The organism is Metapseudomonas resinovorans DSM 21078 (assembly GCF_000423545.1).
GTDB lineage: Bacteria > Pseudomonadota > Gammaproteobacteria > Pseudomonadales > Pseudomonadaceae > Metapseudomonas > Metapseudomonas resinovorans.
Map to the genome: position 1 here is coordinate 72043 of NZ_AUIE01000024.1, position 18508 is coordinate 90550.

Annotated in this window: 15 protein-coding genes; 5 read left to right on the forward strand and 10 right to left on the reverse strand. The window is 62.2% G+C overall.

Features of this window, described 5'->3' with window-relative positions; translation table 11 throughout:
* Positions 1-301: 301 nt before the first annotated feature.
* Both G559_RS0117440 and G559_RS0117445 read right to left on the reverse strand, forming a co-directional pair.
* On the reverse strand, positions 302-1699 hold the full coding sequence (locus G559_RS0117440; RefSeq protein WP_028629468.1) for an amino acid permease: 1398 nt from the start codon (positions 1697-1699) through the stop codon (positions 302-304).
* A 93-nt stretch (positions 1700-1792) separates the two neighbouring features.
* Complete coding sequence (locus tag G559_RS0117445; RefSeq protein WP_028629469.1) at positions 1793-3259, reverse strand: glyceraldehyde-3-phosphate dehydrogenase; 1467 nt, start codon at positions 3257-3259, stop codon at positions 1793-1795.
* A 135-nt stretch (positions 3260-3394) separates the two neighbouring features.
* Between G559_RS0117445 and mfd the strand changes: the two genes are divergently transcribed.
* From mfd to G559_RS0117460, 3 genes are read left to right on the forward strand one after another with little or no spacing between them, the layout of a single operon-like run.
* Positions 3395-6835: a transcription-repair coupling factor gene (gene mfd, locus G559_RS0117450; RefSeq protein ID WP_028629470.1), complete on the forward strand. Its 3441-nt coding sequence runs from the start codon at positions 3395-3397 to the stop codon at positions 6833-6835.
* A 34-nt stretch (positions 6836-6869) separates the two neighbouring features.
* The gene (locus G559_RS0117455; RefSeq protein ID WP_028629471.1) at positions 6870-7391 is read left to right on the forward strand and encodes a CsiV family protein; all 522 of its coding nucleotides are present in this window, start codon (positions 6870-6872) and stop codon (positions 7389-7391) included.
* Between the two features lie 6 nt (positions 7392-7397).
* Entirely contained in the window at positions 7398-10028 is a 2631-nt protein-coding gene (locus tag G559_RS0117460; protein WP_028629472.1) for a DEAD/DEAH box helicase, read from the forward strand.
* A 98-nt stretch (positions 10029-10126) separates the two neighbouring features.
* Here the strand turns inward: G559_RS0117460 and G559_RS0117465 are convergent, their stop codons facing one another.
* Genes G559_RS0117465 through G559_RS0117480 form a run of 4 tightly spaced genes read right to left on the reverse strand, consistent with a single transcriptional unit; the run spans position 10127 to position 13158 of the window.
* Entirely contained in the window at positions 10127-10864 is a 738-nt protein-coding gene (locus G559_RS0117465) for an S-methyl-5'-thioinosine phosphorylase (RefSeq protein ID WP_028629473.1), read from the reverse strand.
* Positions 10865-10873: 9 nt separating this feature from the next.
* Positions 10874-11872 carry a beta-N-acetylhexosaminidase gene (nagZ, locus tag G559_RS0117470; RefSeq protein WP_028629474.1) on the reverse strand — a complete coding sequence of 333 codons (999 nt, stop codon included), beginning with the start codon at positions 11870-11872 and terminating at the stop codon, positions 10874-10876.
* A gap of 9 nt (positions 11873-11881) precedes the next feature.
* Entirely contained in the window at positions 11882-12406 is a 525-nt protein-coding gene (locus G559_RS29950) for a L,D-transpeptidase (RefSeq protein ID WP_081668104.1), read from the reverse strand.
* A 44-nt stretch (positions 12407-12450) separates the two neighbouring features.
* On the reverse strand, positions 12451-13158 hold the full coding sequence (locus G559_RS0117480) for a TetR/AcrR family transcriptional regulator (protein WP_028629476.1): 708 nt from the start codon (positions 13156-13158) through the stop codon (positions 12451-12453).
* A gap of 230 nt (positions 13159-13388) precedes the next feature.
* Between G559_RS0117480 and lexA the strand changes: the two genes are divergently transcribed.
* Together lexA and sulA are read left to right on the forward strand one after the other, a co-directional pair.
* Positions 13389-14000 (forward strand): transcriptional repressor LexA, encoded by a 612-nt coding sequence (lexA, locus tag G559_RS0117485; protein WP_028629477.1) that lies wholly within the window; start codon positions 13389-13391, stop codon positions 13998-14000.
* A gap of 10 nt (positions 14001-14010) precedes the next feature.
* On the forward strand, positions 14011-14484 hold the full coding sequence (gene sulA / locus G559_RS0117490) for an SOS-induced cell division inhibitor SulA (RefSeq protein WP_028629478.1): 474 nt from the start codon (positions 14011-14013) through the stop codon (positions 14482-14484).
* An 82-nt stretch (positions 14485-14566) separates the two neighbouring features.
* Here sulA and G559_RS0117495 read toward each other — a convergent pair whose 3' ends face one another.
* The 4 genes from G559_RS0117495 to G559_RS0117510 all read right to left on the reverse strand — a co-directional run bounded on the left by G559_RS0117495 (position 14567) and on the right by G559_RS0117510 (position 18417).
* Entirely contained in the window at positions 14567-14800 is a 234-nt protein-coding gene (locus G559_RS0117495; protein WP_028629479.1) for a hypothetical protein, read from the reverse strand.
* 71 nt (positions 14801-14871) lie between these two features.
* On the reverse strand, positions 14872-15390 hold the full coding sequence (locus tag G559_RS0117500; protein WP_028629480.1) for a DUF6586 family protein: 519 nt from the start codon (positions 15388-15390) through the stop codon (positions 14872-14874).
* Between the two features lie 66 nt (positions 15391-15456).
* Complete coding sequence (gene topA, locus G559_RS0117505; RefSeq protein ID WP_028629481.1) at positions 15457-18063, reverse strand: type I DNA topoisomerase; 2607 nt, start codon at positions 18061-18063, stop codon at positions 15457-15459.
* Positions 18064-18180: 117 nt separating this feature from the next.
* A complete protein-coding gene (locus G559_RS0117510; protein WP_028629482.1) occupies positions 18181-18417 on the reverse strand; it encodes a DUF1653 domain-containing protein in 237 nt (78 codons plus the stop codon).
* Positions 18418-18508: the final 91 nt, after the last annotated feature.

The window sequence follows — 18508 nt, forward strand, 5'->3', positions numbered from 1 at the left end:
TCTGCTCGAAACGCGTCGACTCAAGAGCCGAAAATGACAACGACGCGCCTGCCGGAGCGGGTGCGGGCGTGCTGCATTTCGAACGGTTAAGCGACGGATTATAGAGAGCGCGATTCACCATCGCCACCCAAGCCCTTTCTTTTCAGATATTTAGGAAACAAATAGCAACATCGCGTCCACTTCTGAACAGTGGGTCATCCCCGATTGGCCTGGACTTCGCCCTATCGTTTCCCGCTTACCTGAGCGTTGCGCATAAAAAACGGGAGCCCAGGGCTCCCGCTCTTTCGATCCGCAAACGGTATCAATGGGCAGTAGCCCGCGCCGCTGAACGCTTGAAGTAGTAGCAGACGCCAATCAGGGCCAACCAGAAGGGAATGGCGTAGACCGACACATTAATGCCCGGAATCATCAGCATCACGCCGAGGATCAACGCCACGAAGGCCAGGCACAGGTAATTGCCGACGGGATACCAGAGCGCCTTGAAGAAAGGCTGCTGCCCCCGGGCATCGAGGCTCTTGCGGAACTTCAGGTGGGACAGGCTGATCATCGCCCAGTTGATCACCAGGGCCGCCACCACCAGCGCCATCAGCAGCTCCAGGGCCTTTTGCGGGGCCAGGTAGTTGACCACTACACAGAGCAGCGTAACCAGCGCCGAGAGACCGATAGCCAACACCGGCACACCACGGTCGTCTACCTTCATCAGCGCCTTGGGTGCATCCCCCTGCTCCGCCAGGCCATAAAGCATCCGGCTGTTGCAGTAGACACCGCTGTTGTAGACCGACAGCGCAGCCGTCAGCACCACGAAGTTGAGGATATGCGCCGCCGTATCGCTGCCAATCAGCGAGAAGATCTGCACGAACGGACTGCCGCTGTACGGGTCGCCGGCAGCCCCCAGGGTCTCCAGCAGCTTGTCCCACGGATAGAGCATCAGCAGCACACTGAGCGCACCGATGTAGAAGATCAGGATGCGGTAGATAACCTGGTTGATCGCCTTGGGGATCACCTTCTTCGGCTCGCTGGCCTCAGCAGCGGTGATACCCACCAACTCCAGACCACCGAAGGAGAACATGATGATGGCCAATACCATCACCAGGCCTTCGATACCATTGGGGAAGAAGCCGCCATGGCTCCAGAGGTTGTCGACGGCAGCCTGAGGGCCACCCTCACCACTGGCCAGCAGGTAGATGCCGAGAATGATCATGCCGATGATGGCCACCACCTTGATCAACGCGAACCAGAACTCTGCCTCGCCGAACGCTTTCACGTTGGCCAGGTTGATCAGGTTGATCAGCACGAAGAACACAGCTGCCGACACCCAGGTCGGCACCTCGGGCCACCAGAACTGGATGTATTTGCCTACCGCAGTCAGCTCAGCCATGCCCACCAGCACGTAGAGCACCCAGTAGTTCCAGCCGGAAAGGAAACCCGCATAACCGCCCCAGTACTTGTGGGCGAAGTGGCTGAACGAACCGGCAACCGGCTCTTCGACGATCATCTCGCCCAACTGGCGCATGATCAGGAACGCGAAGAAGCCGGCAATGGCGTAGCCGAGAATCATCGACGGACCCGCCGACTTGAGCACCCCGGCCGAGCCCAGGAACAGGCCGGTACCGATGGCGCCGCCCAGCGCGATTAGCTGGATGTGGCGGTTTTTCAGGCCCCTTTTGAGCGGCCCCTGGTGAAGGTGATGTCCTTCCATCTGGGAAATCCCCAAGCGATTCTTGTTATCCGATTACAGACGCAAAAATGAAAAACGGGAGCCCGAAAGCTCCCGTTTTCCGATTACACAGGCTTAGCGCGGGAATGCTGGCGGGTTGACACCAGCCATATCTTCCATCACCCGAACCACCTGGCAGCTGTAACCGAACTCGTTGTCGTACCAGACGTACAACACAACGCGGTTGTCGTTGCAGATGGTGGCTTCGGCGTCTACCACGCCCGCATGGCGGGAGCCGACGAAGTCGCTGGACACCACTTCCTGGGAAGAAACGTAATCGATCTGCTTGTGCAGGTCCGAATGCATGGCCATCTGGCGCAGGTATTCGTTGATCTCTTCGCGGTTGGTGGCCTTCTCCAGGTTCAGGTTCAGGATCGCCATGGAGACGTTCGGCGTCGGAACGCGGATCGCGTTACCGGTCAGCTTGCCCTTCAGAACCGGCAGAGCCTTGGCAGCTGCGGTGGCAGCACCAGTCTCGGTGATCACCATGTTCAGCGGAGCGCTGCGGCCGCGACGGCTGCCTTTGTGGAAGTTGTCGATCAGGTTCTGGTCGTTGGTGTACGAGTGAACGGTTTCGACGTGGCCGTTGACGATGCCGTACTGATCATCCACTGCCTTGAGCACCGGCACGATGGCGTTGGTGGTGCAGGAAGCGGCGGAGATGATCTTGTCGTCGGCCGAGATTTCGCCGTGGTTGATGCCGTGAACGATATTCTTCAGCGCGCCCTTGCCCGGAGCGGTCAGGACGACGCGGTCGATACCCGGGCACTTCAGGTGCTGACCCAGGCCCTCGGCGTCACGCCATTTGCCGGTGTTGTCCACCAGCAGGGCGTTCTTGATGCCATAGGCGGTGTAGTCGATCGAGGCCGGATCGTTCGAGTAGATCACCTGGATCAGGTTGCCGTTGGCGGTCAGGGTGTTGTTTTCTTCGTCGATGACGATGGTGCCGTCGAACGGACCGTGCACAGAGTCGCGGCGCAGCAGGCTGGCGCGCTTGACCAGGTCGTTCTCGGCGCCCTTGCGGACGACGATGGCGCGCAGACGCAGGCCGTCACCACCACCGGTCTTCTCGATCAGGATGCGCGCCAGCAGGCGGCCGATGCGACCAAAACCGTACAGGACAACGTCGGTGCCTTCACGGGCAGCGCCGTTCTGCTTGCCAACTACGTCGGCCAGCTCGTCCTTGGTGAACTGCTCGATGCTACGGCCGTTACCTTCAGCCTTGTACTTGGCAACCATCTTGCCCAGGTCCACGGAGGCGGTGCCGAGCTTGAGCTCGCTCATGGCCTTGAGGATCGGGAAGGTTTCGTGAACCGACAGCTCGGCTTCGTCCGCGAGGCGATGACGGGCAAAACGGTGGGCCTTGAGGATGGCGATCACGGAGCGGTTGATCAGGCCACGGCCATAGATCGAGGTCACAACGTTGTTGTTGCGATAGAGCTGGCCAATCATCGGAATCATGGCTTCCGCGAGGGCTTCACGATCGATCCATTCACCGAGACACTGGTCGGGCTTCTGAGTCACGGGCAGTACCTTCCACATGTAGGGGATGAAAAAAGGGGCTACATTATGACGGCGCACGCAGGCGCCGGCAATCAGCAGCGGCCTCAACACTGACATCCGCTAGTCGGGATAGTTACAATCCGCCGATCTTTTTCCGACCGGAGCCTCTTGCCCGTGTCCGTACTGCGCCTCCCGCTCCTCCCCTCCTCCGCCGGCAAGCAGCATTGGGGCAATCTGCCTGGTGCCGCCCTGAGCCTGGCGATCGCCGAAGCCGCCAGCGCCGGCAAGCGTTTCACGCTGCTGCTGACGGCCGACAGCCAGACCGCCGAACGCCTGGAGCAGGAGCTGGCCTTTTTCGCCCCTGACCTCGACGTTCTGCATTTTCCTGACTGGGAAACCCTGCCCTACGACCTCTTCTCGCCGCACCAGGACATCATTTCCCAGCGCGTCGATACCCTTTACCGACTGCCCGGGGTCAAGCGCGGCGTGCTTGTGGTGCCCATAACCACCGCCCTGCACCGCCTTGCGCCGACGCGCTTCCTGCTGGGGTCCAGCCTGGTGCTGGATGTCGGCCAGAGGCTGGACGTGGAGCAGATGCGCCTGCGCCTGGAAGCAGCCGGCTATCGCTGTGTGGATACGGTCTACGAACACGGCGAGTTCGCCGTGCGCGGCGCGCTGATCGATCTGTTCCCCATGGGCAGCGACCTGCCGTATCGCATCGACCTGTTCGACGACGAGATCGAAACCCTGCGAACCTTCGATCCGGAAACCCAGCGTTCGGTGGACAAGGTGGAATCGATCCGCCTGCTGCCGGCCCGCGAGTTCCCACTGGACAAGAAGGCCGTGACCGACTTTCGCGGTCGCTTCCGCGAGCGCTTCGACGTCGACTTCCGCCGCTGCCCCATCTACCAGGACCTGGCCAGCGGCATCACGCCGGCCGGCATCGAGTACTACCTGCCGTTGTTCTTCGAGGAAACGGCCACGCTCTTCGACTACCTGCCGACCGACACCCAGGTGTTCTCCCTGCCGGGCATCGAGCAGGCTGCCGAGCAGTTCTGGACCGACGTGCGCAATCGCTACGAGGAGCGTCGCGTCGACCCTGAACGCCCCTTGGTGCCACCCGCCGAGCTGTTCTTGCCGGTGGAAGACTGCTTCGCCCGCCTGAAAGGCTCGCCCCGGCTGGTGCTGAGCCAGGAAGACGTCGAACCCGGCGTCGGTCGCGAACGATTCTCCGCCCGCGCCCTGCCCGACCTGGCGATCCAGGCCAAGGCCACCGAACCCCTTGCAGCTCTGCGTCGCTTTATCGAGGACTTCCCTGGCCGCGTGCTGTTCAGCGCCGAATCCGCTGGCCGCCGCGAGGTGCTGCTGGAAATGCTGGCGCGCCTCAAGCTGCGTCCACAGGAAGTCGAGGGTTGGCCGGAGTTCGTAGCCAGTTCCGAACGCCTGGCCATTACCATTGCGCCACTGGATGAAGGGCTGCTACTGGACGACCCGGGCCTGGCCCTGATCGCCGAAAGCCCGCTGTTCGGCCAGCGGGTGATGCAGCGACGCCGCCGCGAACGTCGCAGCGACGCCGGCGACAACGTGATCAAGAACCTCGCCGAGCTGCGCGAGGGCGCCCCCGTGGTGCACATCGACCATGGCGTCGGCCGCTACCTCGGCCTGATCACTCTGGAAATCGAAGGCCAGGCCGCCGAGTTCCTCGCCCTGCAGTACGCCGAGGAGGCCAAGCTCTACGTGCCAGTGGCCAGCCTGCACCTGATCGCTCGCTACACCGGCAGCGACGACGCCCTGGCACCGCTGCACCGCCTGGGCTCCGAAGCCTGGCAGAAAGCCAAGCGCAAGGCCGCCGAGCAGGTCCGTGACGTCGCAGCCGAATTGCTGGATATCTATGCGCGCCGCGCCGCCCGCGAGGGTTATGCGTTCAAGGACCCAACGGTGGATTACGCCACCTTCGCCGCCGGTTTCCCTTTCGAGGAAACGCCCGACCAGCAGGCCGCCATCGAAGCCGTGCTGGCCGACATGCTGGCGCCCAAACCCATGGACCGGCTGGTGTGCGGCGACGTTGGATTCGGCAAGACCGAAGTCGCCATGCGTGCGGCCTTCGTCGCGGTACACAGCGGCAAGCAGGTCGCAGTCTTGGTGCCCACCACCCTGCTCGCCCAGCAGCACTACAACAGCTTCCGCGATCGCTTCGCCGATTGGCCCGTAACCGTGGAGGTAATGAGCCGCTTCAAGTCCGCCAAGGAGGTGGAAGGCGCGGCTCAGCAACTGGCCGAAGGCAAGATCGACATCATCATCGGCACCCATAAGCTCCTGCAGGGTGACGTGAACTTCAAGAGCCTGGGCCTGGCGATCATCGACGAAGAGCACCGTTTTGGCGTGCGCCAGAAGGAACAGTTGAAATCCCTGCGCAGCGAGGTGGACATCCTCACCCTGACCGCCACACCGATTCCGCGCACCCTAAACATGGCGGTGGCGGGCATGCGCGACCTGTCGATCATCGCCACGCCGCCAGCGCGCCGCCTGTCGGTACGTACCTTCGTCATGGAACGGCAGAACACGGCGATCAAGGAAGCCCTGCTCCGCGAGCTACTGCGTGGCGGCCAGGTCTACTACCTGCACAACGAGGTGGCGACCATCGAGAAGTGCGCCGCCGAACTGGCCGAACTGGTTCCTGAAGCGCGCATTGCCGTCGGCCACGGCCAGATGCGCGAACGCGATCTCGAACAGGTGATGAGCGACTTCTACCACAAGCGCTTCAACGTGCTGGTGGCGTCGACCATCATCGAAACCGGCATCGACGTACCCAGCGCGAACACCATCGTCATCGAACGCGCCGACAAATTCGGCCTGGCCCAGCTGCACCAGTTGCGCGGCCGGGTCGGCCGCAGCCATCACCAGGCATACGCCTACCTACTGACACCACCGCGCAAGCAGATGACCCCGGATGCCGAAAAGCGCCTGGAGGCCATCGCCAACGCCCAGGACCTGGGCGCCGGCTTCGTTCTTGCCACCCACGACCTGGAAATCCGCGGTGCCGGCGAACTGCTGGGCGAAGGCCAGAGCGGGCAGATCCAGGCCGTCGGTTTTACGCTTTACATGGAAATGCTCGAACGTGCGGTGAAGGCCATACGCAAGGGCGAGCAACCGAACCTTGAGCAGCCGCTGGGCGGCGGGCCGGAAATCAACCTGAGGGTGCCGGCGCTGATTCCCGAGGATTATCTGCCCGACGTGCATGCGCGCCTGATCCTCTACAAACGCATTGCCTCGGCAGCTGACGAAGACGGCCTGAAGGAACTGCAAGTAGAAATGATCGATCGCTTTGGCCTGTTGCCCGAGCCCACCAAGCACCTGGTGCGCACGACCCTGCTCAAGTTGCAGGCCGAGAAACTCGGCATCAAGAAGGTCGATGCCGGCCCCCAAGGGGGTCGCATCGAGTTCGACGCCTCGACCTGCGTCGACCCGCTGGTACTGATCAAACTGATCCAGGGCCAGCCCAAGCGCTACAAGTTCGAAGGTGCCACCCTGTTCAAGTTCCAGGTGCCCATGGAGCGCCCGGAAGAACGCTTCAACACACTCGAGGCGCTATTCGAACGCCTGACCCCGCAGTAGTCTGCGGAATGATTGCCCCTATAAGGAACAACCCATGCGTGCCATCCGAAACTTCGCCCTGCTGCTCGCCCTGCTGGCCCCGGCGGCCTTTGCCGACGGTCTCTACTCGGTGGAGATGATCATCTTCCGCCAGGCCGGCGATCCCATCCCGGCCAGCCAGCCCGCTCCGGACGACTGGGCCGCAGGCAGCCAATCCATCGCCGGCAGCGAGCGCGGCACCGCACTGGATGGCGAAGCGGCCAAGCTGAACCCCAACGCCGGCTACGAAGTGCTAATGCACAAGGCCTGGTCGCAAAACCTGTCGGCGATTCCGAACACGGTATCGGTGACGTCCGGCGAACAGCAGCTGGGGCATTACCCCGTGGAAGGCACGCTGGCACTCACCCTCGATCGCAGTGTCGACGCCCAGGCCGACTTCTGGATCAACCAATTCGACAGCAGTGGCCTGATCAGCAGCAGCGAACGTCTGCGCCAGGGTACTCGCCTGAAGAACGGCGAACTTACCTACCTTGACCACGGAAACCTGGGCATCCTGATTCGCGTTAGCCCGCTCTAAGGCGCCATGAGTGCCCTGCTCGACCAATTGAGACAGCTGGAATGGCGCCTGGATTTCGATCCGGGCGCCCTTTCCCGTGGCCTCAAGTACGCCACCGAAGGTCGCATCCGCCTGCTGAGTCTGAGCGACAAGGCCATCGAGACGAGCTGCGAAGGCTCCGCAGGCCACGTCTACACCCAACTGATCCGCCTGGCACCGAAGGGGCTCGGAGTGGTCGGTCGCTGCAGCTGCCCGGTGAGTTTCAACTGCAAGCATTGCGTCGCTGCCATCACCTACCTACTTAACCAGCCCACCACCGGCTGGCAAATCCCGACGCCACCCAGCGAGCGTCAGGTGGACGACCTGCAGCCACTTCCGCACCTGATCCTCGGCAGCCATGCCCAGAGCCAGTACGACCTGCGCAGCGGACGCATGGTCGGCAGCCAGCAGCACCGCGCCGGCCTGGTGTTCGACTATGGTGGCGCACACACCCACGGCAAACCGGCGAAACCGGAACGACTGCATCACCGCAGCAATGGCGAGCGCCTTGCCATTGCCCGCCACCCAAAGACTGAGCAGGCCTGGCGTGACAGGCTGCGCCAACTGGGTTTCAAGGAAGCCCTGCGGCAGAGCCTGGCCCTGCCCGCCAACAGCGCGGAGATGTTCGAGCTGCCCAGCGACGAAGACTGGCTGCACTTCATGCGAGAGAACTTACCCGCACTTCGCGAGCAGGGCTGGCACATCGATATTCGCCCGGGATTCCAGTTCGACCTCAGCCAGGTCGAAGGCTGGTACGCCGAAGTGGACGAAGCGCCCGGCCGCGAATGGTTTGACCTGGAGCTGGGCATTGTCGTCGAGGGTCGCCGCATCAGCCTGTTACCGGTCCTTCTGCGCCTGATCCAACGCAACCCTGAGCTACTCGACCCGCAGAACCTCCAACGGCGCAAGGACGATGACCAGTTGCGCCTGCAACTGGACGCCACCCGCGCCGCGGATGGCCGCCCGCTGCAGGTGATGTTGCCGTTTTCCCGACTCAAGCCCGTACTGACCACCCTGGGCGAGCTCTATCAGCGCGATCAGGACCCAACCCAAAGACTGCGCCTGGCCCGCCCCGACGCAGCGCGCCTGAGCCAGCTGGAAGGCCTGGACCTGCACTGGCAAGGCGGTGATGAGCTACGCGACCTGGCGCGAAAGCTGCGTGACAGCGGCAAGGTCACTATCAATCCACCCAAGGGCCTGAATGCCGAACTCCGCCATTACCAGCTCGAGGGCATCGCGTGGCTGCAGACCCTGCGGGAGGTTGGCGCCGGCGGCATCCTCGGTGATGACATGGGGCTGGGCAAAACCCTGCAGACCCTGGCCCACCTACTGCTGGAGAAGGAAGCCGGTCGCCTGGATCGCCCGACCCTGGTGGTGATGCCCACCAGTTTGATACCCAACTGGCTGGACGAGGCCCAACGCTTCGCGCCTGATCTGCGCGCCCTCGCCCTGCACGGTCCTGGCCGCAAGAAAGCCTTCGAGCGAATGGCCGAGTACGACTTGCTACTGACCACCTACGCCCTGCTGCCCCGAGACCTGGAGCAGTTCGCGGAGCTTCCGCTGCACCTGCTGATCCTCGACGAGGCGCAGTACATCAAAAACCCCACCAGCAAAGCGGCCCAGGCGGCGCGCCAACTGGAAGCACGCCAGCGGCTCTGCCTCACCGGCACACCACTGGAGAACCACCTGGGCGAACTCTGGTCATTGTTCCACTTCCTGATGCCCGGCTGGCTGGGTGACAGCCAGAGCTTCCTGCGGAACTACCGAAACCCCATCGAGAAGCATGGCGACGCCACCCGCCTTGCCCATCTCAATGCCCGCCTCAAGCCCTTCCTGCTGCGCCGCAGCAAGGAAGCCGTGGCCACCGAATTGCCGGCCAAGAGCGAGATCACGCAATGGGTCGAACTCAGCGACCGCCAGCGCGACCTCTACGAGACGGTGCGCCTGGCAATGGACCACAAAGTGCGCGACGAGATCGACCGCAAGGGCCTGGCACGCAGCCAGATCGTGATCCTGGAAGCCCTGCTGAAGCTGCGCCAGGTGTGCTGTGACACCCGATTGATCGAAGAAAGCGGCGTCCGCTCACGGGGCAGCAGCTCAGGCAAGCTGGACAGCCTGATGGAAATGCTGGAGGAGCTGATCGCCGAGGGCCGCAAGGTACTGCTGTTTTCGCAGTTCACCAGCATGCTGTCGCTGATCGAAGACGAACTGCACAAGCGCGCCATCGACTATGTGCAGATCACCGGCGACACGCGGGACCGACGCACGCCAGTACAGCGCTTCCAGGCCGGCGAGGTGCCGCTTTTCCTCATCAGCCTCAAGGCCGGTGGCACCGGCCTGAACCTGACCGCGGCCGATACCGTGATCCACTACGACCCCTGGTGGAACCCGGCCGTGGAGCGCCAGGCAACCGACCGAGCCTATCGCATTGGCCAGGACAAGCCGGTATTCGTCTATCGACTAATTTCACGAGGAACGGTGGAAGAGAAGATCCAGCAACTTCAGGCCCAGAAGGACGCGCTGGCGCGAGGCATTCTCGACGGTCGCGAGAAAGAAGGCTGGAGACTACGGGAAGCGGATCTCGACGCCCTCTTCGCCCCACTGCCCCGCCTCGCGTGATTGGCAGCTGACGCGGCTTAGCGCTGACACGCCCATTTGCGAACGACTCAGCCGCCGACAGCCATCAACGCGTGTGCCTGCCGGCGGAAGACATGGCCTCAGCCTTTCAGCACATGGGCGAGGACATTGCGTACCTTGCCGATACCCTCGGCCAGCGCAGCCTCGATCTCGGCCATGGTGATGATGCCTTCCGACTTGCCGGCAGCCGGGTTCACCACCAGGGAGAGACAGGCGTACGGCAGGTTCAGCTCGCGGGCCAGCGCTGCTTCAGGCATGCCGGTCATGCCAACGATGTCACAGCCGTCGCGCTCCAGGCGGGCGATCTCGGCCACGGTTTCCAGGCGCGGACCCTGGGTACAGCCATAAACGCCGAAATCACTGTGCGGGTAGTCGCACGCGTTCAGCGCCGCCAGCAGCTCGGCGCGCAGGGCTTCGTCATAGGGATGGCTGAAGTCGATGTGGGTGACGTGGTCCAGATCGCCTTCGAAGTAGGTGCCGACACGACCATGGGTGTAGTCGATCACCTGATGTGGCACCACCAGGTGGCCGCTACCCATGGCCGCGTGAATGCCGCCCACGGCATTCACAGCGATTACCGCCTGCGCGCCGGCATGCTTGAGCGCCCAGAGATTGGCGCGATAGTTCACCTGGTGCGGCGGAATGCGATGCGGATGGCCATGGCGTGCAAGGAACAGCACGTCGTGCCCGGCGTACTCGCCATGAACGATTCCGGCCGACGGCGCGCCGTAGGGGGTATCAGGGTGGAGCAGGGCTTTCATGCTCAGGCCATCGAGCTGGGTCAGGCCTGTACCACCAATAATGGCGTAGACGGTCATGTCAGTTCCTCAATCGATCAACTGGGCTTCGCGCAAGGCGGCAACGGCCTGCGACCAGCGGGGATCCTGGCGGTATTCGGTGCCGGGGAAGGCACGGCGGCGCATTCGCGACAGTCTGGTCGGTGGCTTGGCTCTCAAGCGCTGCAGGCGCTCCAGGGCCAACTCTGCAGAAGCGCGGTCATTGCACACCAACCCCATGTCGCAACCGGCTGTCAGCGCAGCCTCGATGCGCTCGGCGGCATCACCTACCACGTGGGCGCCGGCCATGGACAGGTCATCACTGAATATGACACCGGAAAATTTCAGTTCGCCTCGCAGGATGTCCTGCAACCAGCGCCGGGAGAAACCAGCAGGCTGGGCGTCCACCTGCGGGTAGATGACGTGGGCAGGCATCATGCCGTCCAGTTCCGCGGCCAGACGAGCGAACGGGACCAGGTCGGCCTGGCGAATCTGCTCCAAGCTGCGCTCGTCGGTGGGAATCGCCACGTGGGAGTCCGCCTCTGCCCAGCCGTGGCCTGGGAAATGCTTGCCGGTGGCAGCCATACCCGCCTGCCGCAAACCGCGAATAAAAGCGCCAGCCAGGCGCGCGGCACGCTCAGGGTCGCCCTCGAAGGCACGACTGCCGACAACGGCGCTGCGCTGGTGGTCAAGGTCCAGCACCGGGGCGAAGCTGATGTCCAGGCCAACTGCGAGCACTTCGGTCGCCATCAGCCAGCCGCACTGCTCGGACAGTTGCTCGGCATTGTCGTTGTCAGCCAGGGCGCGCATTGCCGGCAAGCGCAGGAAGCCTTGGCGCAGGCGTTGTACACGGCCGCCTTCCTGATCGACAGCAAGAATCAGGTCTGGCCGAACAGCGCGAATCGCAGCGCAGAGTTCGCGCACCTGGCGCGGGCTCTCGATATTGCGGGCAAAGATGATAAGACCGGCGACTTCCGGCTGACGGAGGATCTGCCGATCCTCGGCGGTCAGCCAGGTGCCGCCGATATCCAGCATCAGGGAACCTTGCATGAAAAATCCTTAAGAGAGTTGTGCCGTCGCCCAGACCGGGCAAGGTGCTTCGTCAATGCGTACCGCACAGTGGACGGGTACGCGATCGAAGAGTTCCAGCACATCGACATTTCGCAGACGAATGCACCCATGCGAGCGGGCTACCCCCATGGGCTCGGTATCCGGCGTACCGTGCAAGTAGATGTAGCGGCGGAAGCTGTCCACCTTGCCAAGTCGATTGTGACCAGGCTCGCAACCGCTCAGCCAAAGGATACGACTAAGGATCCAGTCCCGCCCCGGAAAGCGCTCGTGGAGTTCGGCATTCCAGACTTCACCCGTCCAGCGCCGACCACGAAGCACTGCACCGAGAGGCAGGCCCTCGCCGATCCGGGCGCGGACCTGGTGCAGCCCACGGGGGGTGCAGTTGGAACCATTCGTCTCACCTGCACCATTCAGGGCAGTAGACACAGACATGCGCAGAACCAACTGCCCCCCGGCAAAGCCGTAGAGCTGTTGGTCAGCGATGGAGATATGCAGAAGATCGAGGTTTTGCATGGGTCGCAAGCTTAGCCGATCAGCTCGCCTGCGCCCATATGGTTTTAAGCCTTGGCAGGTGCCGCCAGGGCCTTGTTACGCGGTTTGAGCACCGCACTAGCCAGGGCTTCGTCAGTGACCCCGGTTTCGGCACGCATACCGGCTGCCAGGAACGGCACCATCAGACGCATGACCTGCTCGATCGAGGTATTCACGCCAAAGTCGTTTTCTGCCATGGCGCGCAACGCCTTGATACCCGACATGCTGAAAGCAGCAGCTCCGAGCATGAAATGCACTCGCCAGAACAGCTCGAGTGGCGGAACCTTGGGAGCGGAGTCGTTCACCAGCAGCATGTAACGGCGGAAAACCTTTCCGTAAACTTCTTCGAGGTACTTGCGCAAGTGCCCCTGGCTCTGACTGAATGCAAGCCCAAGCAGACGCATGAAGATCGAAAGGTCATTGCCACTGCGGGGCTTTACCGCCAGCGCCTGCTCAACGAGCATTTCCAGCAACTCTTCAAGGCTGGCCTTGCTCTCTGCCTTGGCCTGACGGCGGTCCAGTTCGCGCTCCAGGCTCTGGCAGAACGGGCCGAGGAAACGCGAGAAAACTGCCTGGATCAGCGCTTTCTTAGAGCCGAAATGGTAGTTCACAGCCGCCAGGTTGACCCCAGCTTTGCTGGTGATCAGGCGCAACGAAGTCTCGGCAAAGCCTTTCTCCGCGAACAGCTGTTCCGCAGCATCCAGAATGCGTTCAACGGTTTCCGACTGGGCCATGGCTCCTCCGCCTGACAAACACTTGTTTGAAACATACGTTTCATCCGGTCAGCTTGTCAAGCCATGCGCACCACTATCTGACGCAATGGTCACCCTCCCCGTAGCCAGCGCAACAGCAGCCTTGCCCAACCTTGAGCCGCAATCTCTCTTCTCTCCATAAAAAGAAGCGTTGCCAAGGTCACGCCACTGTATATAATCCCAGTCACTGTATAAAAAAACAGAGCGCCGCCATGCTGAAACTGACGCACCGCCAAGCCGAGATTCTCGCATTCATCAAGCGCTGCCTTGAAGATAACGGCTTCCCCCCGACCCGGGCGGAAATTGCCCAAGAACTCGGTTTCAAGTCGCCAAACGCCGCCGAGGAGCACCTCAAGGCACTCGCCCGCAAAGGCGCCATCGAGATGACCCCGGGCGCATCCCGCGGCATCCGCATCCCTGGCTTCGAGCCTGGTAGCAACGAAGACGATGGTTTGCCGGTGATCGGCCGGGTCGCCGCTGGCGCGCCGATCCTTGCCCAGCAGAACATAGAAGAATCCTGCCGCATCAATCCCGACTTCTTCCATCCCCGTGCCGACTACCTGCTGCGCGTTCGCGGCATGTCCATGAAGGACATCGGCATCTATGACGGCGACCTGCTGGCCGTACACAGCACCCGCGAAGTCCGCAACGGCCAGGTGGTGGTAGCTCGACTCGGCGAAGAAGTCACGGTCAAGCGCTTCAAACGAGAAGGCGACAAGGTCTGGTTAATCGCCGAGAACCCCGAGTTCGCCCCCATCGAAGTGAACCTGGATGAGCAGGACCTGGTGATCGAAGGTTTGAGTGTCGGCGTGATCCGCCGCTAAAGGAGGCTCTATGCAGTTCCCGCAGTCGCTTGGCCGGTCTCAGCTCCCCCTGTTCCACGACGCCATCCTGGCCACCCCCGTGGTCCCGATGCTGACCGATGTAGTGGAAGAACCCCACCCGGAAGAGCCGGAAGCCTTCAGCGAGCTCTCGCTTCGAGGCGCCACTGGGCACTGCCGAAGCCTGCTGGGGTCGGTGCTTCGGGAACTCAGCGAAGAACAGGACGCACGCTGGCTGACACTGATCGGCGCCCCCTCCGGCCTGACCCGTGACTGGTTGCGCGAGTCCGGCCTGAACCGCGAACGCATACTGCTCCTGCAACCACGCGGCGAACAAAGCGCCCTGGAACTGGCATGCGAGGCGTTGCGATTGGGCCGCAGCCACACAGTAGTGAGCTGGCTGCAACTTGGGCAAAAGGCCAAACGCAGACTGGCCCACGCGGCACGCGAGGGTAGCGCGCAAAGCCTTAACATTCTTCTGGGGTGATAAGGACAGCGGGCGCCAGGTGATACCTAAGGCCTTTGACATCAGACGGTAACCGAATCAAAGGTAGATTAGGCTCCAGAAATCAATGCAGAACGCGCGGACCGTCTTGATGGTCCATGTCGCCTTCGGCCAGTCGGCCAGCCATCTGCACGCCGACATTCAGCATGGCCTTGGCGACTTCCAGGTGATGCCCCTGAAGGAAAGCCTTGGCATCGGCAGAGAAGTCCAGCGTCACCAACGCCTCCTCGTCCTCGGCCCGGCGCAGAATAATGCGCCCATCAGGCAGCTCGACTATTTCCAGAAAGGACGTAGGCATAAGTTCAAATCTCCACGAAAGGCGACCATTGTAACAGCGAGCCGCCAGTACGCCCTAGCCCATCGATCAAATCAGCACTCGCTCAGGGTTTCGCGGAAACGCAAGGCAAGGGATTTCAGACTCTGTCGCCAGGACTCCAGCGTCTCCCGCGACAAAGGCGCCACCTCCTCCTCCAGACTGACTGCGGTAATCAGCGGCAGTGTGGGATCGACTTTTGCCTGCTTTGGAGCCTGCGGCGGCTGGAACAGTCCACGATACGCTGCCAAAAGCGCGGCCAACCAGGTTTCGCTTTGCTGAGCCAGCTCCACCAGCTCAGCCAGCTCCGGGCTGGGCGCGACGGCCAGCACCTCTGGGGTTAACACAAGCTCGACACGCGGCGAATTGGCCTCGGGAAGGCGGTAGTAACCCGCGATCTCATGACAAAGGCCTAGCAGCGCACCATAAAGATGGAAGAGCGAAGCCTCACGCTCGGACTGCACCAGCGCCTGGGCATTCATCGCCCTACCCTCTTCCGCCTTGCGCCAGGACTCAAGCGACAGACCAGCGAAAAAGAGTTTCTGGTTGGTGCGGGTATAAAGCTCATGGGCCATGACGGCACCCTCCACAGGGGACTCGGGCAGTATATGCGCGCCCGGATCCGGGCGCGCTGCAGTCGGTCAGCGCTTATCTTCGACCTTCCACTTGCCGCCATCGTAGAAGGCGCGCCAGCCAGTGGGCTTACCTTCGACCTCAGTCTGTACGTACTGCTCCTTGGTCTTGCGACTGAATCGGATCACCGACGGACGCCCTTCAGGGTCTTTCGTCGGCGCATCCAGCAGGTAGTGGTACTTGGCGTCCAGCTCATCCTTGTGGGGGATCAGCTCCTTCACCAACGGGGCGCGGGTTTCACGGTTCTTTGGGAACTGGCTGGCTGCCAGGAAAAGCCCCGAAGCGCCATCACGCAGCACATAGATATCGTCGACCTTCTCGCACTTCAGCTCAGGCATGCGGATCGGGTCGATCTTCGGCGGCGCCGCCTCGCCACTCTTCAGCAGCTTGCGGGTGTTCTTGCAACTGGCATTGGTACAGCCAAAGAACTTGCCGAAACGACCTGTCTTGAGCTGCATCTCGCTGCCGCATTTGTCGCACTCAAGGCTCGGACCTTCGTAGCCCTTGATGCGATACTGACCCTGCTCGATCTCGTAGCCCGAGCAATCCGGGTTGTTACCGCAGATATGCAGTTTGCGAGTCTCGTCCAGCAGATAGGCGTCCATCGCAGTGGAGCAGATCGGGCAACGGTGCTTGCCACGCAACACGCGAGATTCGGACTCCCCCTCATCATCCGCGGCGATCTCATCACCCGGCACCAGGTTGATCGTGGCCTTGCAGCGCTCTTTCGGCGGCAGACTGTAGCCGGAGCAGCCAAGAAACACGCCAGTGGACGCAGTACGGATCATCATCGGGCGACCGCATTCGCGGCAGGCGATGTCGGTCAAAGTCGGCTGGTTGGCGCGCATGCCATTGTCGGCGCCTTCGGCCAGCTCCAGCTTTTTCTTGAAGTCGCCGTAGAACTCGTCCAGCAGATGCTTCCAGTCGCGCTCACCCTGAGCCACATCGTCCAGATGCTCTTCCATACCGGCGGTGAAGCCATAGTCCATCAGGTTGGCGAAGCTTTCGCTCAGACGCTCAGTGACGATGTCACCCATCTTCTCCGCGTAGAAACGGCGGTTATGTACCGTCACGTAACCACGCTCCTGGATGGTGGAGATGATCGCCGCGTAGGTGGATGGACGGCCGATGCCACGCTTTTCGAGTTCCTTGACCAGACTGGCCTCGGAATAGCGCGCTGGCGGCTTGGTGAAGTGCTGACTGGGCTCGAGAGTGTGCAGTTTGAGCAGCTCGCCCTCCGTCATTTCCGGCAGCACGTCGTCCTCGCCCGGCTTGCTCTGCTGCGGCAGAACGCGGGTGTAACCATCGAACTTGAGGATGCGGCCCTTCGCGCGCAGCTCGAACTTGCTGGCAGTGACGCTGACGCTGGTGGACAGGTATTCGGCCGGCGGCATCTGGCAGGCCACGAACTGGCGCCAGATCAGGTCGTACAGGCGCTCGGCGTCACGCTCCATGCCGGACAGCTGGTTCGGGCGCAGGTTGACATCAGACGGGCGAATCGCCTCGTGAGCCTCCTGGGCGCCTTCTTTGCTGGAATAGACGTTCGCCTTGGCCGGCAGGTACTTCTGACCGAACTCACCCTCGATGAAGTCACGCACCATGGAAATGGCGTCGGCCGAGAGATTGGTCGAGTCAGTACGCATATAGGTGATGTAGCCGGCCTCGTAGAGACGCTGCGCCATCATCATGGTTTTCTTCACCCCGAAGCCCAGCCGATTGCTCGCGGCCTGCTGCAGGGTAGAGGTGATGAAGGGCGCGGACGGGCGACTGGATGTCGGCTTGTCCTCGCGCCTGGCCACGGTGTAGCTGGAGGCCTTGAGCTTCTCCAGGGCCGCCATGGCCTGGGCTTCATTGAGCGGCTTGAAGGCCTCGCCATTCTCACGGGCCACTTCGAAGCGCACCTTGGCGCCCTTGGTGGTGCCGAGGTCGGCATGCACTTCCCAGTACTCTTCCGGAACGAAGGCGCGAATCTCGCGCTCGCGCTCCACTACCAGCTTCACTGCTACGGACTGCACGCGGCCAGCGGACAGGCCGCGGGCGATCTTCTGCCAAAGCAGCGGCGAGACCATGTAGCCCACTACACGATCGAGGAAGCGGCGAGCCTGCTGGGCGTTGACACGATTGATATCGAGATCGCCGGGCTGGGAGAAGGCCTCCTGGATGGCCTTCTTGGTGATTTCGTTGAACACCACGCGCTTGTAGCGGCTGTCATCGCCACCGATGGATTCCCGCAGGTGCCAGGCGATGGCCTCCCCTTCGCGGTCCAAGTCGGTTGCGAGATAAATGGTGTCGGCATCCTTGGCCAGGCGGCGCAATTCCTCAATCACCTTTTCCTTGCCGGGCAGGATCTCGTACTTGGCCTTCCAGCCGTGGTCCGGATCGACGCCCATACGGGCAACCAGCTGGCGCTTGGCCTTTTCCTTGGCGGACAGGGCGGGAGCTTCAGCAGCGGCCTTGCCACGCTTGGCCGGCTCTTTGGCGGTACTCGCCGAACCGCTGGTGGGGAGGTCACGGATATGGCCGATGCTCGACTTCACCACGTACTGGTTGCCCAGGTACTTGTTGATGGTCTTGGCCTTGGCCGGGGATTCCACGATGACCAGCGATTTGCCCATGGATCGGTGTGTTCCTGAATGAAATATTTAAAAAGCGGGAGCCGCCTGTCGCGGCACCGCTATATATAGTGGCCAGCGCAGCGCGGTCAAGCGCGCCCCTGGCCCTGTCCACGCCCCTCAGGGCTGCGGAAAGGGATCTGGCTCGGCACTCACCAAAGCGAAGCGCGCGATCTGCTCGCCGTCCACCTGAACCGTCTCGGTGAACATGCTGAGCGGACGCACCCAAAGGCCGTACTCACCGTAAAGGGCCTGGTAAACCACCAGCGCCTCCTCGGTTTCGGAGTGCCGGGCAATACCTATGACCCTGTATTGCTGACCTTTGTAGTGACGATAGAGACCCGGTTGCAGGCTCATGGTTGCCTCACAGTGATGAATGCAGGCTATCCCGCAAAGGTTGCGCATGGTGCCGCTTCATTCGGCCCGAGGCCAGCCCTTGAGAGAAATT

Coding starts and splice junctions, on each gene's coding strand:
- G559_RS0117500 (WP_028629480.1), bottom strand. CDS start 15,390: ATGGCCCATGAGCTTTATACCCGCACCAACCAGAAACTCTTTTTCGCT.
- G559_RS0117460 (WP_028629472.1), top strand. CDS start 7,398: ATGAGTGCCCTGCTCGACCAATTGAGACAGCTGGAATGGCGCCTGGAT.
- lexA (WP_028629477.1), top strand. CDS start 13,389: ATGCTGAAACTGACGCACCGCCAAGCCGAGATTCTCGCATTCATCAAG.
- G559_RS0117445 (WP_028629469.1), bottom strand. CDS start 3,259: ATGTGGAAGGTACTGCCCGTGACTCAGAAGCCCGACCAGTGTCTCGGT.
- nagZ (WP_028629474.1), bottom strand. CDS start 11,872: ATGCAAGGTTCCCTGATGCTGGATATCGGCGGCACCTGGCTGACCGCC.
- G559_RS0117495 (WP_028629479.1), bottom strand. CDS start 14,800: ATGCCTACGTCCTTTCTGGAAATAGTCGAGCTGCCTGATGGGCGCATT.
- G559_RS0117440 (WP_028629468.1), bottom strand. CDS start 1,699: ATGGAAGGACATCACCTTCACCAGGGGCCGCTCAAAAGGGGCCTGAAA.
- sulA (WP_028629478.1), top strand. CDS start 14,011: ATGCAGTTCCCGCAGTCGCTTGGCCGGTCTCAGCTCCCCCTGTTCCAC.
- G559_RS0117465 (WP_028629473.1), bottom strand. CDS start 10,864: ATGACCGTCTACGCCATTATTGGTGGTACAGGCCTGACCCAGCTCGAT.
- G559_RS0117455 (WP_028629471.1), top strand. CDS start 6,870: ATGCGTGCCATCCGAAACTTCGCCCTGCTGCTCGCCCTGCTGGCCCCG.
- G559_RS0117480 (WP_028629476.1), bottom strand. CDS start 13,158: ATGGCCCAGTCGGAAACCGTTGAACGCATTCTGGATGCTGCGGAACAG.
- topA (WP_028629481.1), bottom strand. CDS start 18,063: ATGGGCAAATCGCTGGTCATCGTGGAATCCCCGGCCAAGGCCAAGACC.
- G559_RS0117510 (WP_028629482.1), bottom strand. CDS start 18,417: ATGAGCCTGCAACCGGGTCTCTATCGTCACTACAAAGGTCAGCAATAC.
- G559_RS29950 (WP_081668104.1), bottom strand. CDS start 12,406: ATGCAAAACCTCGATCTTCTGCATATCTCCATCGCTGACCAACAGCTC.